General features: G+C 67.5%; 19 protein-coding genes. 2 read left to right on the top strand and 17 right to left on the bottom strand.

Annotated features, from left to right (window positions below):
* Positions 1 to 26: 26 nt before the first annotated feature.
* The 17 genes from AC1DF4_RS18075 to AC1DF4_RS17995 all read right to left on the bottom strand — a co-directional run bounded on the left by AC1DF4_RS18075 (position 27) and on the right by AC1DF4_RS17995 (position 14,396).
* Positions 27 to 782, bottom strand: coding sequence for a lysostaphin resistance A-like protein (locus AC1DF4_RS18075; RefSeq protein ID WP_476914163.1), 756 nt, complete (start codon positions 780 to 782; stop codon positions 27 to 29).
* A gap of 188 nt (positions 783 to 970) precedes the next feature.
* Complete coding sequence (locus AC1DF4_RS18070) at positions 971 to 2,149, bottom strand: flagellar hook protein FlgE (protein WP_476914162.1); 1,179 nt, start codon at positions 2,147 to 2,149, stop codon at positions 971 to 973.
* A 31-nt stretch (positions 2,150 to 2,180) separates the two neighbouring features.
* Entirely contained in the window at positions 2,181 to 2,615 is a 435-nt protein-coding gene (locus AC1DF4_RS18065; RefSeq protein WP_476914161.1) for a flagellar hook assembly protein FlgD, read from the bottom strand.
* A gap of 18 nt (positions 2,616 to 2,633) precedes the next feature.
* The gene (locus tag AC1DF4_RS18060) at positions 2,634 to 4,181 is read right to left on the bottom strand and encodes a flagellar hook-length control protein FliK (protein ID WP_476914160.1); all 1,548 of its coding nucleotides are present in this window, start codon (positions 4,179 to 4,181) and stop codon (positions 2,634 to 2,636) included.
* Positions 4,178 to 4,855 (bottom strand): C40 family peptidase, encoded by a 678-nt coding sequence (locus AC1DF4_RS18055; protein ID WP_476914159.1) that lies wholly within the window; start codon positions 4,853 to 4,855, stop codon positions 4,178 to 4,180. The genes AC1DF4_RS18060 and AC1DF4_RS18055 overlap by 4 nt, the downstream gene beginning before the upstream one ends.
* Positions 4,852 to 5,286, bottom strand: a complete 435-nt coding sequence (locus AC1DF4_RS18050) for a flagellar FliJ family protein (protein ID WP_476914158.1) — start codon at positions 5,284 to 5,286, stop codon at positions 4,852 to 4,854. Before AC1DF4_RS18050 ends, AC1DF4_RS18055 begins: the two co-directional genes overlap by 4 nt.
* Positions 5,283 to 6,611: a FliI/YscN family ATPase gene (locus tag AC1DF4_RS18045; protein WP_476914157.1), complete on the bottom strand. Its 1,329-nt coding sequence runs from the start codon at positions 6,609 to 6,611 to the stop codon at positions 5,283 to 5,285. Before AC1DF4_RS18045 ends, AC1DF4_RS18050 begins: the two co-directional genes overlap by 4 nt.
* Positions 6,608 to 7,261, bottom strand: coding sequence for a FliH/SctL family protein (locus AC1DF4_RS18040; protein ID WP_476914156.1), 654 nt, complete (start codon positions 7,259 to 7,261; stop codon positions 6,608 to 6,610). The genes AC1DF4_RS18045 and AC1DF4_RS18040 overlap by 4 nt, the downstream gene beginning before the upstream one ends.
* The gene (fliG, locus tag AC1DF4_RS18035) at positions 7,251 to 8,267 is read right to left on the bottom strand and encodes a flagellar motor switch protein FliG (protein WP_346927727.1); all 1,017 of its coding nucleotides are present in this window, start codon (positions 8,265 to 8,267) and stop codon (positions 7,251 to 7,253) included. The genes AC1DF4_RS18040 and fliG overlap by 11 nt, the downstream gene beginning before the upstream one ends.
* Positions 8,264 to 9,871 (bottom strand): flagellar basal-body MS-ring/collar protein FliF, encoded by a 1,608-nt coding sequence (gene fliF, locus AC1DF4_RS18030; RefSeq protein ID WP_476914155.1) that lies wholly within the window; start codon positions 9,869 to 9,871, stop codon positions 8,264 to 8,266. The genes fliG and fliF overlap by 4 nt, the downstream gene beginning before the upstream one ends.
* Complete coding sequence (gene fliE / locus AC1DF4_RS18025) at positions 9,871 to 10,176, bottom strand: flagellar hook-basal body complex protein FliE (protein WP_476914154.1); 306 nt, start codon at positions 10,174 to 10,176, stop codon at positions 9,871 to 9,873. Before fliE ends, fliF begins: the two co-directional genes overlap by 1 nt.
* On the bottom strand, positions 10,176 to 10,568 hold the full coding sequence (locus AC1DF4_RS18020) for a flagellar basal body rod protein FlgC (RefSeq protein WP_476914153.1): 393 nt from the start codon (positions 10,566 to 10,568) through the stop codon (positions 10,176 to 10,178). The genes fliE and AC1DF4_RS18020 overlap by 1 nt, the downstream gene beginning before the upstream one ends.
* Complete coding sequence (locus AC1DF4_RS18015; protein ID WP_224048598.1) at positions 10,568 to 10,909, bottom strand: flagellar basal body rod protein FlgB; 342 nt, start codon at positions 10,907 to 10,909, stop codon at positions 10,568 to 10,570. Before AC1DF4_RS18015 ends, AC1DF4_RS18020 begins: the two co-directional genes overlap by 1 nt.
* 168 nt (positions 10,910 to 11,077) lie before the next feature.
* Positions 11,078 to 11,479, bottom strand: coding sequence for a hypothetical protein (locus tag AC1DF4_RS18010; RefSeq protein WP_476914152.1), 402 nt, complete (start codon positions 11,477 to 11,479; stop codon positions 11,078 to 11,080).
* Positions 11,480 to 11,489: 10 nt separating this feature from the next.
* A complete protein-coding gene (locus tag AC1DF4_RS18005; protein ID WP_476914151.1) occupies positions 11,490 to 12,002 on the bottom strand; it encodes a flagellar export chaperone FliS in 513 nt (170 codons plus the stop codon).
* Positions 11,999 to 13,354, bottom strand: a complete 1,356-nt coding sequence (fliD, locus tag AC1DF4_RS18000) for a flagellar filament capping protein FliD (RefSeq protein ID WP_476914150.1) — start codon at positions 13,352 to 13,354, stop codon at positions 11,999 to 12,001. Before fliD ends, AC1DF4_RS18005 begins: the two co-directional genes overlap by 4 nt.
* 187 nt (positions 13,355 to 13,541) lie before the next feature.
* Entirely contained in the window at positions 13,542 to 14,396 is an 855-nt protein-coding gene (locus AC1DF4_RS17995; protein ID WP_476914149.1) for a flagellin N-terminal helical domain-containing protein, read from the bottom strand.
* Between the two features lie 278 nt (positions 14,397 to 14,674).
* Here AC1DF4_RS17995 and AC1DF4_RS17990 point away from each other — a divergent pair, with 278 nt between their 5' ends.
* Positions 14,675 to 15,157, top strand: coding sequence for a flagellar protein FlgN (locus AC1DF4_RS17990; RefSeq protein ID WP_476914148.1), 483 nt, complete (start codon positions 14,675 to 14,677; stop codon positions 15,155 to 15,157).
* A gap of 10 nt (positions 15,158 to 15,167) precedes the next feature.
* Entirely contained in the window at positions 15,168 to 16,595 is a 1,428-nt protein-coding gene (gene flgK, locus AC1DF4_RS17985) for a flagellar hook-associated protein FlgK (protein WP_476914147.1), read from the top strand.
* Positions 16,596 to 16,597 lie beyond the last annotated feature (2 nt).

The raw sequence follows: 16,597 nt of genomic DNA, 5'->3' as shown, positions 1-16,597 counted from the left end.
GCGGTTTCGCACTGGCGCGGTCATCGTTAGGGCATGATCGCGTAAAAGATGATCCAGTTCATGGCGAGGTTGAATCCGGCATGAGCAACTACTGCCCCGATCAAGGATCCCGTGAGCTTCCGGAAGCCGTAGAACGCCAGGGACACCGCGAACATCGCAGCCACCCAGAACAGCGCCGGGAGTGGCAGGAACGCCCAGGAGCCGGCCACAAACACTACCCCAAAGTGCGCCAGATGGGTGACTGCGAACGCTGCCGCGTCGATGAGGGCTGCCCGCCGGTCACCGAGTTCCGCGGCGAAACTCTCGTGGGCCACCCCGCGGTACAGCACCTCTTCGCCTATCGGGCTGAAAAGCATCCCGATAACGGCGAAGATGATGAAATAGATCAGGCGGTCGTCCTCGGAGGGCGAGGCCGGCACGTTTGAATACGAAAGCGCGATGTACGCGAACGGATTGGACATGCTGTGACCCCACACAGCGGCAGCCGTGAAATGCCCTGCGAGGGCCATTGCAACGCCGGCTATCGCGGCCGGCACGATCCAGCGTCGCCGCGTCGGCCGGACCAGGCCGACGCGCTCACGCCCTTCCTTGGTCAGAAGTATCCACGGCAGCGCAATCATCGCCACAAACACGACGCTGACCGCCTGATAGCTGCCGGTCACGTTCGCCTGCAGAACGAGGGCCACGCGCGCCAGCCCGAAAAGGACCAGCAGCAGAATGCCGGTGCGGAGGTTCAGCGGCACAAGCGAGCGGAACAGTGGCCGGACAGACAGTGTGGTCATGCCGTGAGTGTATGGCGACCGAGCGCAGGCCCGCTGATAAGCGGAACCTCCGCGCCTCGTGTCTGCAGCGTCTTCGTGGTCCGCGTTGCGTGGTGCCGGGCGATGATCGCCGACGATGGCGCCCACTCCCGCCAGGCTCGGCAGGGAGTGGACGCCATCAGCGGGAGACAGCCAAGATTTCCGGAAACTTAGCGCTTCAGGTTGCCGAGCTCCTGCAGCACCTCGTCCGAGGTGGTGATGATGCGGGCGTTGGCCTGGAAGCCGCGCTGCGCGACGATCAGGTTGGTGAATTCCTGGGAGAGGTCCACGTTGGACATTTCCAGCGAGCCGGCGGCGAGGCTGCCGATGCCGGCGTCGCCTGCTCCGCCGAGCTGCACGCCGCCGGAGTTGGCGGTGGCGACGTACGAGGAGCCGCCGGCCTTCTCCAGGCCCGAGGGGTTCGTGAAGTTGGCCAGCGCGATCTTGGCGAGGACCTGCTTGACGCCGTTGCTGAAGGAACCGATCACGGATCCGTCGTTCCCGATCGTGTAGGACTCAAGCTTGCCGGCCGCGGAACCGTCCTGGCCGCTGACGGCGAGTGAAGTCATGCCGGCGAACGCGGAGATCCCGCCAAGATTGACCGTGATGCCGCCGCCAACAGCCAGCGTGGCGTTAGCCGGCGTCAGGTTTCCGCTGGCATCCTGGGTCAGCGTCGTGGTGGTCGCGCCCGAGCCATCGTTGCCGGTGACGGTCCAGTCGTTACCGGCCCGGGTGAAGGTGAGGGTGAGGTCTCGCTCCGCGCCGCTTGCGTTGTAGACCTTGACGACGCGCGTAAGCGGAGTGTTTACTGCTCCGTCGCTCGGCAGGTTGCCGTCGACAGTCACGGAATTAGTCGCTTTGGCGGGCACCAAGTTATTCGCGTTCAGCGTGATGCCGCTGACCGGGCCGCCGGTGTTGACCACACCGCCGACGGCCGACCAGCCCTGCAGGATGCCGCCGTCGGGACTGACCAGCTGGCCGGCGGCGTCGGGGCTGAAGGCGCCCGCGCGGGTGAAGAGCTGCTGGCCGCCCTTGCTGGTGACGAAGAAGCCGTCGCCGGAGATCATCATGTCAGTGGCGCGGCCGGTGCTCTGCGAGGAGCCCTGGGCGAAGTTGGTGCTGACGCCGGCGACGCGGACGCCGAGGCCGATCTGGGCCGGGTTGCTGCCTCCGGACTCGCCCTGCGGCGCGGAGGCGCCCTGGGTCATCTGGGACAGCGTGTCCTGGAACTGGGTGGATGAAGCCTTGAAGCCAGCCGTATTGACGTTGGCAATGTTGTTGCCGGTGACGTCCAGCATGGTCTGGTGGGCACGGAGGCCGGAGATTCCGGAGTACAGCGAGCGGAGCATGGGAACTGCCTTTCTACGGGTGGAAAACTGGTCAGGAAGCGGCCGGTGCGGTGAGCCCGGTGATGGAGTCTAGGGGGATGGACAGCTCGCCGACCTTGACGATCGGAACTGCCCCGGAGTAGGACACCGAGCTGGCGATGCCGGTTCCGGTGGTGCCGTCCTCGAGGATGTAGCCGACGGAATGGCCGATCAGCTGCGCGGCGGCCTGACGCATCTGCAGGGAGAAACCTTCCTTGCTGTTGGTGGTCAGTTCCTGCATCTTCTCCATCATGGAGAGCTGGATGGTCTGGCTCATCATTTGGTTGGTGTCCATAGGCGCGCTCGGGTTCTGGTTCTTGAGCTGGGCCACCAGGAGGGACATAAAGACCTCCGAATCCATGGTCTGCACGGGTGCCCGCACGGCAGTTGCCTGGGCGGTCTCCCCCGCGGCCGTGACCGGCTGCGGGGCGATGGGCTGGATCGTCATGAGTCGCGTTCCTTCGTGTCAGACAAGAATGTCGAGGGTGGTCTGTGGGCCGTTCAGGATTCTTGCGTCGCGCAGGGCGCCGCCGTCGGCCAGTGCTTCCCAGCGGTGGCCGGGGCGCGGATCGCCAGGGCCGTTGCGGTTGCCCGGTCCGGAGCCGGAGTCCCGCCCGGCGCCGCCCTGGCTGGTTCCGTCCTGGCTGGTTCCGTCCCGGGCTGTGTTGCCCGGCCCGGTGTGTTCGGAGACGTCGAGGCTGGCACCGAAGCCCGCATCGGCGAGTTCCTTGCGGAGTTCCGGCAGGATCCCGCGGATGGCCTCCCGTCCGGCGTCGCCCGGGGCGAAGAGTTCGATCCTGACGCCTGCAGCATCAATGTGCGCCCTGACAGTCATTGGGCCCAGGTCCTCGGGGGTGACCTGCAGCGTCATGATGTGCTGCCCCTGCGGGGCTCCGGCGAGCGTGAAGAGCGGCTTGGCCAACTGCGGCTGGAGCGTGGCGCCCGGCTGGGGAGCCGTTGGGGCCGCGGGTTGCGGCGCGACAGCGGTTGACGACGTCGGCTGGCCGGCCGGCGCCGTTGCGGCCGCTGCGGTTCCGGCTGCGGCGAGGGCGTCCACCGATGCCGGAACGGGCGCGGTGGATGCTTGGGACTCGGCGCGGGCGGTGCCGGAAGTGACGCCCGCGGCGAGCGCTGCGGCCGGGAAGCCGGTTGCACTGCCGGCGGCCACGGTGCTTTGCGGTGTTGCGGGCGACGGCGCCCCCGCGGGGGCCGTGTTCGGTGCCGGAGGGTTGCCCAGGACGGTGGCGGACCGCACGCCCGTGGCGGGCGCAGCGAGCGGGTCCGTGTCCGCGCTGCCGGAGGCGACACCCGAGGCGGCGCCGGTGGGGGCGCCGGTGGACAGCGTCTCTTCAGCTGCTGACCCCTGCATGGTGAAGGCCGGGGCGGTGCTGGTGGCCCCGGGCACTCCCCCGGCGGCGGGCGGGACGGACGAGGGCGCTCCGGCAGCAAGGCCTGTGACCGGAAGGGCGGTGACGGGCTGCAGACCGGATGTCTGTGCCGTCCCAGGCGCTGCGGCCTGGAGGGCAGCCTGCTGCGAGGTCGCGGCCAACAACGCTCCCGGCATGGCAAGCCGGGGGTCGGGCCCGGGGGTTGCCGCCACAGTCGCGGGGGCCGCTGACGGCGTTTGGCCGTCCGGCGCGGGGAGACCGAGGGCCGCTGTCAGCGGTGTCGGCTGGTCCGCGAGGGCAGCGGCGACGTGCCCGGCGGCTTGCCCGGCAGCCTGGCCCGCGGACCCTGCAAAGGCCGCGTCGTCCTTCCCGGCGGCAACCGCAGGGTTCTGCACAGCGGCCGAACCATAGTCGGCGCCGTCGTCGACGGCGTCGACGGCGCTGTCCGCGCCGGCGTCGTCAGTCTGTCGCGGCGCAGCGTCGGCAACACCGTGGACGTCGTTGAAGACGGTGTCGAAAGACTCCGCATCGGTGTTCCCCGCCTCGGACCTGGAGCGTGCGCCTTGCCCGGAACCGCGGCCCTGGACCGGCGCGGCCAGGGCGGAAGCCAGATCCATGCCTTTCATGACGCCGCCCCGGCTGGGACAATGCGCCGGATGGAGGTCAGATTGGAGTGCTGCTCCCAGGCGTCGCGGATCTGGATGGTCTTGCCGGGGACCGGCGCGTCGATGGCTTTGCCGTTGCCCAGGTAAATGGAGATGTGGTCCCCGCCGAAGCTCACCAGCAGGTCACCGGGCTTCGCCTGGGCCAGGGAGGCCACCGGCGTGCCCTGGCGCATCTGGTCACTCACCACACGGGGAATCTCGATGCCGAGGTCCTTGAAGACCCGCTGGGTAAAGCCGGAGCAGTCCATGCCGGTGGCCGGGTTGGTTCCGCCCCAGACGTAGGGGACGCCGATGTACTTCTTGGCCATGGCCACGACGTCGTTGCCCGTCGCCGCGCCGGCCACGGGAACGGTCGCGGGCGCGGTGAGGCCCTTCAGGGCGTCGATCGCCGTCGTGCCGCCCAGCCCCAGGCTGTTGGTGAGGGAGGAGATGTCGGTTCCGTTGGCTCCGCCCAGCGCGGCGCTCAGCGCTTCGGTGAAGGACGCCGCGTCGCCGCTGCCCGTCCCGGTGGCGAGCGACGTTGCGGCAGCCGACTTCAGTGCAGCCGCATTGGCCTCCGAGGAAGCCGGGCGCGTCAGTTCAGCGATCATCGACTGGATGCCCTGCATCCGGCCGATTGCCTCGGTCATGCTCATGACCTCACCTCCTGCTCTTCGCGGTGCCAGACGGTGGAGGCGATCTCGTCGAGGGTGGATTGTTCGGCACGCAGGTCCGCCGTGTGGACCTCTGCGTCGTGGCGGGCCTTCAGTTTCTCCAGGCCGACGGAACGGGTGCGTGCGGCGATGAACTCCTCGCGGGCGGTGGCTTCCTCGGTCTCCGCGATCCGCGAGAGATTCTGCAGGTCCGCGAGCATGCTGTGGGAGGAGGACCGGGCCGCGGCGACGGCCCGCAGGGATGCGGAACTGGAAATGGGCGCGTCGCCGTCGGCGAGACTGCGGCGCGCTGACGCTTCGCGGGCCCGCACGGAACTGGAACGCGAGCGGGCGCTGGCAAGCCCGGTGGCCGCCTGGTCCTGCTGGATCTGGCGGAGGCGCAGGAGCCCTGCCAGTGAGAATTGGCGGTTCATGCTGCTGCTCCCAGGATCGAGGTGAGGTGGTTGAGCCGCTGCCAGGACTCGGTGTGGGCCGTGGATTCCTCCATCGGCTGCTGCAGGAAAGCACTGACATCGTGCTCGTGGTTCAGGGCCGCGTCCACCAGTGGGTTGGTTCCTGTCTGGTAGGCGCCGACGTCGATCAGGTCCTGTGCGGCCTTGCGGGCCGCGAGGACGCGCCGCAGGGTGGCCGCCGCTTCGAGGTGCGGGCGGGCGTTGACCTTGGTGGCGACGCGGGAGACCGAGCCGAGCACGTCCACCGAGGGGAAGTGCCCGGTGACGGCCAGCTTCCGGTCCAGGACCACGTGGCCGTCCAGGATGGAGCGCGCCGCGTCGGCGATCGGTTCGTTGTGGTCGTCGCCGTCCACCAGCACGGTGTAAATGCCGGTGACGGAGCCGGTCTCGGCGGTGCCGGCGCGTTCCAGCAGCCGGGCCAGGATCGAAAAGGTCGACGGCGGGTAGCCGCGGGTGGCGGGCGGTTCGCCTGCGGAGAGTCCGATCTCGCGCTGGGCCATCGCCACGCGGGTGAGGGAGTCCATCATCAGAACGACGTCCTGGCCGTTGTCCCGGAAGGATTCGGCGATGCGGGTGGCCGTGAACGCTGCGCGCATGCGCATCAGGGCGGGTTCGTCGGAGGTGGCGACGACGACGACGGACCGGGCCAGACCGGCAGGGCCGAGATCGTCTTCGAGGAACTCGCGGACTTCACGGCCGCGCTCCCCCACGAGGGCGATCACCGAGACCTCCGCGTCCGTGCCGCGGGCAATCATCGACAGCAGCGACGATTTCCCGACGCCGGACCCGGCGAAGAGTCCCATGCGCTGGCCCTTGCCGAGCGTGGTCATCGTGTCCAGCACTCGGACCCCGGTCTGCAGGGCCGTGTCGATGCGGGCGCGCTTCATGGCATTTGGTGCTTCGTTGTCGATCGGCACGCGGGGGCCGCTGTTGAGGGGTCCCTTGCCGTCAATGGGCCGGCCGAGTCCGTCAATGACGCGGCCGAAGAGCCCTGGCCCGGTGGGGACCAGAACGGTACCGCCCTTGGCCCGGACGGGATCCCCCGCCGCGACACCGGCGAGCCGGCCCAGCGGCATGCACCGCACGGAACTGTCCAGGGCAGCCACCACCTCGGCGTCCAGTCCCGGGTCCGAGCCCACGGTCACCAGGTCGCCCAGGGCGCAGTCCAGTCCTGACACTTCAAGGCCAAGGCCCATGACCGAGGTCACGACGCCGACCCGCTGCGGGGCGGCGGCGCGCAGGGCCGAGGCGTAGTCGGCCCCCTTGGGCCGCCACTCGGCGATCATCGCTGGTCCCCGGTCGAATCCTCTGCCCAGTCCTGGTCGCCCAGCAGCGCCGCGCGGGCGCGTGCCAGGGCGCTGCCGAGGCTCGCGTCGAGCCAGCCCTGCTGGTATTCGACCTTGGCGTCGCCGCGGTTGAGCGACTGGTCGGCGAGCAGCGGCAAGCCGGCCGGCAGGTCTTGGCCTTCCTTGGCGAGGACCTCGATGTCAGCCGGGTTCAACCGGATTGCCAGCACAGTGGCGGCGTCGTTTCCGGAGAGGGCCCGGTCCAGGGCGGCGCGGGCGGTCCGGGTTCCTTCGGCCAGTTCGTAGCCCAGGATGGCCTCGGCGAGTTCCAGCGCCGTGCGGGCGAGGACCTCCTCGGCGTCGTGGAGGGCCTGGACGTTCCGGTGCGCGAAGTCCGTCCGTGCCACGGCCAGGGCGCGGACCGCGCGGTCGAGGTCCTGCTGCCCGGAGGCCAGCGTGGCGGCCTGCTCGGCCGTCATGCGGTCGCGCCAGCGGCGCTGTTCCTTGGCCGCGGCCCGGACCCCGGCCGCGTAGCCCGCGGCGTGGCCTTCGGTGTAGCCGGCCTGTTCGCTGGCGGGCCCGCTGGCGCGCAGCGAGGGGAAGATGATCCGGGCCGGGGCGCTGTCGGTAGCGGTCCCGTCAGTAGACATAATCTTCTTCGTCCCCGCGCTGGATGGTGATCTGGCCTTCGGCCTCGAGTTCGCGGATGGACCGGACCACGGCGGCACGGGCTTCTTCGATCTGGGAGGCACGCAGCGGCCCCAGTGCGGCGATCTCGGATTCGAGGATTTCCAGGTTGCGGCCGGAAACGTTCGTGGTGATGGTCTCCAGGACGGGCTCCGAGGCGCCCTTCATGGCCACGGCCAGCACGGACGCGTCGAGGCCACGGAGGACCAGCTGCACGTCCCGGCGTTCCAGTTTCACGATGTCGTCGAAGGTGACCATCTGGGCGCGGATTTCCACCGCGAGGTCCGGATCCAGCAGGTCCAGGCCGTCCAGCACGGAGCGTTCCGTGCCGGCGTCGGTCCGGTTGATGATTTCCAGCAGCGGCTGGATGCCGCCCACCACCTTGGACGCCTGCTGTGAGACAGCCGCGCCGCCGCGCAGTTTGAGGGTGTCGGCCACGATCCCGATTGCCTCGGGCGCACCGGAACCCATGGTCGCGATGCTCAGGGCGACGTCGGCCCGCAGCGAGCCGGGCAGCCCGGACATCACGGCAGAGGCCTTGCGGGGGCTGAGGTGCGCCAGGACCAGGGCGATGGTCTGCGGCAGCTCGCCGTCGATCAGGGCAAGGATCTGGACCGGTTCAATGTCCTCGAGGAACTCAAAGGACTTGCCGGCCATGTTGACGGTAAGCCGGTTGAGCAGGCCGGCGGCCTTTTCCGAGCCGAAGGATGCCTCCAGGAGGCCTTCGGCCAGCTCACGGCCGCCGCGGGCCTGCCGGGGGCTGGACATCGCTGCCTCGTGGAAGTCCTTCATGATCTGCTCGGCGACGTCAGGATCCACTTTGCGGAGCCTGACGATTTCCGCGGCGATGTCCTCGGCCTCGGCGTCGTTGAACTGGGCCATCACCTTGGCGGCGTTGGCCGGGCTCATCTGCATGAGCACGACGGCGGCACGCTGGGTACCGGTGAGGGTCGAATCGGCTAGTTTCATACCGGCTGCCTGTCATCCATGAGGCCGCGCAGGTAGTCGGCCGCTTTCTCCGGGTTGGAGGCGACCATACTGTCGATCTCGAAGCGGCGCCGCTCAGCCTCCACCTGGGCAGGCGGCGGCACCATCGGCGGCAGGGCGGTGAGCGGGATGGCAGACGTCGCGGGTGCCGGTGGCAGCGCCGTGACGGTGGGCATTACCGGGATCATCTCCAGGTCGAGGCGTTCGCCGAGGTCCACCGGTTCACGCTTCTGCCGGCGGCGCAGCACCATGGCGACGACGAGGGCAAGGATCAGCAGGCCCAGCAGAATGCTGCCTGCCGTGACCAGGGTGCCGAAGAACGCGGACTGCTTCTGGGCTTCAAGGTCGGCCTTGGCGGCTTCGAGGGACGCGGCCGCCTGGTCCGCGGCGGCGGTGCTGAACGGCACCACTTCAACGGTCACGACGTCGCCCCGGGCGGCGTCCACACCGGCGGCGGCGGTGACGAGCGCGGTCAGCGACGCGAGGTTGAGTCCGCCGGCGGAGGCCTGGTCGACGGCCACCGAGATGGTCTGCCGTTTGACCGCGCCCGCCGGGATCACCCGGTCCTCGGTGATCTTGTTGACGGCATTGTTCTTGGTTTCGGTGGACGAATCGAAGCTGCCGTCGCCGCTCGTGCCGCCGGGTACCGCAATGTTGTCCGGGCCGAGGACGCCCGCGCCGCCTCCCCCGGTGCCGGTGTACTTCTCGGTCTTGGAGGACTCGCTGAGTGGAAGGGCGCCTTCGGCGTTGCTGAAGGTTTCGCTTTTCTGCTGGGCTGATTCGCCTGTGACGTCCGCGGCCACGGCCACGGTGGAGTTCCCCGGGCCAACCACGCGGTCCATGACGGCCTTCACGGCGTCGGAGGTGCGCTGCTGGTAGTCAGTGGCCTGCTTGGACGCGGATCCCGCAGCGCCGCCGCCGACGGAGGACAGGACGTTGCCCTGCGAGTCGACGACCGAGACGTTGGCGGGCTTGAGGTTTTCGATGGCGGCCGAGGTCAGGTGGACGATCGCCTGGACCTTGTCGCCGGAGAGTGTGGAGCCGGGGGCGGTCTCCACAAAGACGGAGGCGGTGGTGTCCGGGGTCTTGGAGACGAAGACGGTCTTTTCCGGAATCGCGAGGCGGACGGCGGCGGTTTTCACGCCGTCCATGGCGGAGATCGTGCTCGCCAGTTCCCCTTCGAGGGCCCGCTTGTAGGTGACGGACTGCTGGAACTCGGACGAGGTGACGCCCATTTTGTCCAGCAGGGAGTAGCCGGTGGCTGCGGCTGTGGGGAGGCCCGCGGCGGCGGCCTTGAGGCGCTCGTCGTAGACCTTGTCCTGCGGCACCAGGATGGTGGAGCCGCCGTCGCTGAGCTCATACGGCACATTGTCCTTGCGCAGCTGCTCCACGATGCCGCTGGCGTCGGTGTCCTTGAGGCCGGAGAACAGCGGCGTCAGGGCGGGCTTGGACAGCCAGGCCGAGAGGGCAATGATGCCGACCACCAGCAGGGCGGCGCCGATCACCGCGACCGTGCGCTGACCGGTGGTGAAGCTTTTGAGGCCTGCGCCGAAGCGCTGGAAGAAGCCCGTAATCTGCGGAGGCATCAGGCCTGCATCCTCATGATCTCGTTGAAGGCGTCAACGCCCTTGTTCCGCATGGCGGCCACGAGCTCGAGCGTGATCTGGGCGCGGCTGGCGGCAAGGGTGGCGTTGTGGATGTCGTCCAGGTTGCCGGTAACGGCGGAGACGGCGAGCTCTTTCGACGTCGACTGCAGCTGCTGGAGGTTGTCCACCGCGCCGGTGAGGGACGCGCCGAAGGCGGAGCCGTCAGTGCCGGTGGCAGCGCCCGCACCGGAGATGTAGTCGGTGGGCATAACGCCCTGGACGGGAGCGATTGGGGAAACAGGCATCAGGATCTTCCAATCTCAAGGGCGGCCAGGTAGCTTTCACGGGCGCGGTCCACAACCTGGGCGTTTGCCTGGTAGCCGCGCTGGGCGATGATGAGGGCCCCCATCTGTTCGGCCATGTCGATGTCCGGGTACTTCACGTTGCCGTCGGCGTCCGCCAGGGGGTGGTCCGGCTGGTAGACGATCCGGCCCTCGCCGTTGCCGAGCTGCGTGCTCTTGACGTAGACGCCGGTGCCCTCGGCGCCTTCGGCGGCCTCGACGTACTTGGCCTGGAATGCCGGTCCGTTGGTGCGGGAGGCGTTGTTCATGTTGGCCAGGTTGTCCGAGACGGCGTCGAGCCATTTGCGGTGGACGGTCAGGGCTGAGCCGGCAATGCCGATTGCATCAAAGGTCATTAGTTGGTCCTCATCGCGGCGCGCACTGCATTGAATTCCCCGCCAATGGCGCGGGCCGCGAACTGGAAGCGCAGCACGGTGTCGATGTTGGACAGGGTCTCGGTGTCCAGATTGACGTTGTTGCCGTTCAACTGCGTGGGCTCAAGCGAGGTGCCGGTGGTGGCGCCGACGCTGCCGTCACCGGAGCGCACGGAGTCCGCGAGGGCTGCCTCGAAGCTAACGCGCTTCGCGTGGTAGTTCGGCGTGTTGACGTTCGCGATGTTGTTCGCGATGGCGCGCTGGCGCAGCGCCAGGCCGTCCATGGCGCTGGCCAAGGCGGCGGAAGTCACGGATTCGAGCACAGAGTCCTGCCTGGGATGGTGGGGTGGCCGATCCGTGGCCGTTAAACGAGCGATCCGTGCTCTATCAGTGGTTATCGGCACTGGTCAGCCGCGCGTTAGCAGAAAATGTGAAAGTCTTTTTGCAGGTTTTTCTGCCGGGGGTTTCGGCGGGCTGCAAGGCCGGTGCGGTCAGCCGTTCACGTCGAGGTAGACGGCACCGGAGGGATCCCCGACACCGGGAACGGAAGCGACCGCCTGCAGCTGCTTCGCGACGTCCAGCCGGGCCTCCTCGAGCCTCTTGGCGACGCGCTCCTGGGCCGCCGTGAGCGCGAGGGCGCGGCGCCGGGCTTCGGCCGGCAACGGCCCCGGAGGCACCGGCGGCTGCCAACGCGTCTCCGGCAAGGGTGCCGCCCCGGACTGGGGTGCGGCGGACAGCGGGCCGAGCGGGTCCTTCAGGGTGCGCTCTGCGGCGCCGACAGCCATCTCGAGCACGTCCAGGATCGCATTCCACGCTGCCAGGGCGGTGTCCGCGGGCGTCGTCAGGGTTGATTCGGAGTGCTGGATGCCGGCTCCCCCGAAGCCGGTTTCCATGTCCGTTTGGTTACCCAAACCCGAGACTCCCGCCACCTGTTCCTGGCCGGGTGTTCCAGCCGCCCGCTGCGGCAAAGCCTGCGGGGGCGGCTGCGAATGCAGCGGCAGCGGCCGGGGCCGGGGCCGGAATCGCTGCGGCGGCCTCGTGCCAGGCCTGGCGCAAGGGTTCTAGGAGTTCGATGGCTTCGCGGGTCAGTGCCGGGTCGCGCTGGATGTTCGCGTTGACCAGAGCGGTGAAGGCATAGTTGTACAGGCCAAGGAGGCCGTCGGCGCCGTCCCAGGCGTCCGTCTTGAGCGAGGAGATGAGCTCGGCAATGATGGCTTGGCCGTGCAGCAGGTTCTCCGAAGCGACGGGCCAGTTGGCCGCCTGCTGCGCGGTCTCCGCCCGGCCGAGGTCCAGCATGAGCCGGTCGTAGAGCATCGTGAGCAGGCGCGCCGGCGGGGCCGAGAGAACGGAATCGGCGAGGTACTGGTTGCGCTGGGCGGCGCCGCCGTAGCCGTTACCAAAGGACGTGGTGGTCATTCCGATTTACTTCCTGAAGAAAGGCCGCCGAGCTGTGCGGAGAGCCACGACTGCTGGGCCTGCATGTTGCTGAGGGCCACTTCCAGGCCCGAGTAGGTGCGCTGCAGCGTCGCTTTTCGGGATTCGAGCCGGGTGTCCCAGTCGCTGATGCGGTTCGCGAGGTCACGGACTTCGGATTGCTGACCGGTGATTTTCTTGGTCAAGGTGCCGTCGAACTTGTCCGAAGCCGTGGTTGCGGCGGCCGCGACGCGCGTGGCAATCTCCTGGACCTTGGCAGCAGTCCCGGCGGGGTCAGCGGCGAGTGCTGCGGCGAACTTCTTGTCGTCGAACTCCATGGTCCCGGTCTTGGTGATGCTGATGCCGATTTCCGACGGCGACGTCGCCGGGTTTCCCACGGGCAAGGAGGCTGCAGACAGGATTTTTTGGTTGACGGAGCGCACCGCACTGTCGCCGGCGAAGATGCCGGCGCTGGTCGATGTGCCACTCGTGTTGGTGGTGCTCGTGACGGCGGTCCTGGCGGCCACGTAGGAGAAAATGCCGTTGACGCCGGTGACGAGGTCTGAGGCGAGCTTGGTGACGGCGGCGTCGTCTCGGGCCACGGTGAGCGTGACGGGAGCGGCGCTTACTTCCTTTGCGGTGATGGACACGCCGGGCAGCAGGTCCGTAAACGTGTTGGTGGCCGACTTTACAAACTCGGTCGCAGCTGAGCCCGGCCAGAGTGAAATCTCTGCATCTTGTGCCTTCGTTACATCTATGAACCCTGCTGCGGGATCGGTGAACGTGGTGGGTGGCGGGTTGGTAATCTCGAATTTGCCGGCTTCGCCGGACTTTGTTGCGGTGAACTGGAGCCGGAAGTCCCCATTACCGACCTCAACTTTGGTTGCTGTGACGCCGGCGCCCTTGGCGTTGACCGCCGTGACGACGTCGTCCAGGTTCGTCCCGAGGGGTTCGATTGTGTAATCGACGCCGCCGCTTCTGATCGTCATAGTGGTGTACGGCCAGCCGACTACGGCGTTCACCTTGGGCGTGACGGTAACCTGGGTCTGGGCAAGCTTGGTGACCTGAAAGTCAATCGAACCGGCCTTGGCAGCTGCCGTGGTAGTGGCGGTGATCTTGTCGCTGCTGGTCGTCGCGGCATACTGGTCCAGGGCGCCGGGCTTGGCCGCGGCGGTGGCCTGGGCGGCGAGCGCGGCAACCTTGCTGTTGAGTCCCTGCAGTGCGGACACCATGGACTGGAGGTCCTGGGACTTGTACTTGAGCAGCGTTTGCGGGATGGCTTCGACCTGCATCACGGAGCTGATGAGCGCGGTGGTATCGAGCCCGCTGGCTAGTCCGTCGAGTGAGATTCCCATCGCTGCCTCTCATTGCTGCAGATGTCTGCTGGTGCCAAATATTCGGAACTTCGAATGTTGCGCGTAAGGGCCGGACGATGGATTGCTCGCATCGTCCGGCCCTTCCGCAGGAACTTGATCGGGATTAAGTCTTCGTCCGATCAGGGTGGCAGCCCTACTGCTGGACTACCGGACGGCCGAAACCGGTTTAGCGCAGGAGCGAAAGAACACCCTGGCTGGACTGGTTTGCCTGGGCCAGCATTGCGGTGCCGGCCTGGGACAGGATGTTGGCCTTGGTGAACTTGACCATTTCCTGAGCCATGTCGACGTCGGCGATGCGGGACTGAGCGGCAGACAGGTTCTCGCCGGCAACGTTCAGCGACTTGATCGTGTGCTCAAGGCGGTTCTGGGTTGCACCCAAGTCGGCGCGCTGGGCTGAGACCTTGCCGATTGCGGCATCGATCGTGGCGATCGTGCCCTTGGCCAGAGCCGCAGTGGTGACGTCGAAGCCTGCGTTGCCGGTTCCAGAGTCAGCCAGCGTTCCGATTTCCGTGCCGGCGGCGCCGTTGTTCTTGAGGTTGATGGTGATGGAATCGGAAGCACCTCCGCCAGTGCCAACCTGGATGCTGAGGCTGGCAGGCGTTCCGTTAAGGAGGTCGATGCCGTTGAAGTTGGTGCCCTGGGCAAGACGTTCCAGTTCCTGGCCAAGGGCAGTACCTTCAGCCTTGATGGCGGTGCGGGCCGGGGTGTCGTTCGTGTCCGATGCACCCTGAACAGCGAGGTCACGCATACGCTGCAGGATGGAGTGCACCTCGGTCAGGGCGCCTTCAGTCGTCTGAATGAGACTGATGCCGTCCTGGGCGTKGCGGGCGGCCTGAGCCGAACCGGTGACCTGCGACTTGAGGCCCTCGGAGATGGACAGGCCAGCCGCGTCATCGGCTGCACGGTTGATACGCAGGCCGGTGGACAGCTTCTCCAGGGACTTGGAGAGGTCGTTCTGTGTGGCGTTGAGGTTGCGGTAAGAGTTGTTTGCCGCGAGGTTGTTATTGATAACGAAGCCCATGATGTTTCCTCCGTGAGTAGGACTGTAAGCGATGGCCCATCCGTGGGCCTTCAGGAGTAGTTATCGCCCTTTTGGATACACAGGTAAGGAGAAATCCAAAATTCTTTTCGCGACTGCTTTCCCTTCCGTCCCACCTGTAATCAGCCTTATTCCCGCTAACGCATCCCACTCCCCTGCCGATAGTTTCTACGAACCCTGCTGAAGGCTGCAGCTGACTCCTTATGTACTGCATGCCCGGCACCACCGTATTAGTCACCTTTGAGGGAGCCGTCCGGAACATGGCCATCCACGAACTTTCAGCCCTGCTGTGGCGGGAGCGTGAACTCCTGGACGTTCTTACTTTCAAGCTGGAGGAAGAGCAGCTGCTGCTCACCTCGGGCAAGTCCCGCTGGCTGCCCCACGGCACCCGTGAAGTTGAACAGGTGTTGGGACACCTCGGCCAGGCGAGCCTGGCGCGCACCATCGAGGCCGCGGTCGTCGCCGAGGTCTGGGGCCTCCCCACCGACGCGTCTTTGGCGGAACTCGCCGCCGCGGCCCCGGAAGGCGCCTGGGCCGAGATCCTCAACGCGCACCTCACCGCCCTGACCCGCCAGACGGCCCTGATCAAGGAACTTCGCGACTCCAACGAGCAGTACCTTCGCACCGCCGTCCGCTCCACCCAGGAGTCGCTGGCCGACCTGCGCCCCGCCGCGGGCACCTACGACGCGCACGGCAAGACCGGGGAGACCGCCGGCTCCCGCATCTTCGACAAGCAATTCTAAGGAAGCGACCATGAGCACCTTTGGCGCCCTGAACACCGCCTACCGCGGGCTGACCGCAGCCCAGCAGGGCATGAACGTGGCCGGGCAGAACATTGCCAACGCCGCCACAGAGGGCTATACCCGGCAACGCGTCGATCAGTCTTCTGTGGCAGCACCCGCCCGTGGACTCTTCAGCGGCGGAGCGTTGCAGGCCGGCCAGGGCGTGTCCGTGAACGCCATCGCCCGGCTTGGGAGCAGCTTCCTCGACGCCGGTGTCCGAACGGCAGGCGCCCAGGCCGGCTACGCCAGCGTCCGCTCCTCTGCGATGCAGGGCATCGAAGGAATTCTCCAGGAACCCGGCGACAACAGCATCTCCACCGCGTTGCAGGGCTTCTGGTCAGCATGGCAGGGCGCCGCAACCCAGCCGGATAAGTCTGGGCCCAAGGGCTTGCTGCTGAACGCCGCCAATTCTGTGACGGACAAGGTCTCCTCCGCCTACAAGGCGCTCGACTCGCAATGGAGCAGTGTCCGGGGCCAGGCACAGGACGCGGTGACCGCCGTCAACGCGGCAGCCGCCCAGGTTGCCTCCTACAACACGACCATCCGCTCCACCCTCGCCGCCGGCGGATCGGCCAACGAACTCATCGACGCCCGGGCCAAGCTCACGGACCAGATCGCCGGCCTCGCCGGCGGCACCGTCCGCGAACAGCCCGACGGCACCGTGGACGTCCTCGTCGGCGGCAATGCCCTCGTGACGGGCGGCTCCGTCCGGACCCTGCAGCTGGCGGGCGCGACGGCCATGACTAACGCCGCCACCGATGCCCCGCGCGTCGAGTGGACCACGCCCGCTCCCGGTAGCACGGCGGCCCTTGACGGCGGCGAAATCGCCGGCGCCCTCTCGGTACTGGCGCCCGCGGACAAAGGCGGTGCGATTGCCCAGGCGGCGGCGTCCTACAACAGCTTCGCCAGCGATCTGGCCAGGATCGTCAACGAAGTCCACCGCGCCGGGCAGCTGCCCGACGATACCTCGGGCAATCCGGGGGGGCATGACTTCTTCACGGTGGGTCCGGCCGGAAGCGAGGCGCTTGGCATCAAGGGACCCGCAGACATTGCCGGTATTGCACTCAAGCTCCCCAACAAGGGCGCCCTGGACACCAGCATTGCGGACCAGATCTCGCAGCTCGGTACCGGCGCGAACTCTCCGGACAAGATCTGGTCGGGCATCGTCACTGACATCGGGGTGCAGTCCCGCGGAGCCCAGCAGCACGAGTCCCTCACCAATGCCGCCCAAGCCTCCGCACTGACCGGCCGGACCTCCCAGACTTCCGTCAGCCTGGACGAGGAAAACGTCAGCCTGCTCACCAACCAGCACGCCTACCAGGCCGCTGCCCGCGTGATGACCGCCGTCGACGAAGCCCTTGACGTCCTGATCAACCGCACCGGATTGGTAGGAAGGTAGAC

This window comes from Arthrobacter sp. 05N429 (assembly GCF_056397045.1).
The sequence above is the reverse complement of the archived record's forward strand: the minus strand, read 5'-3'. Positions and strand labels throughout refer to the sequence as shown.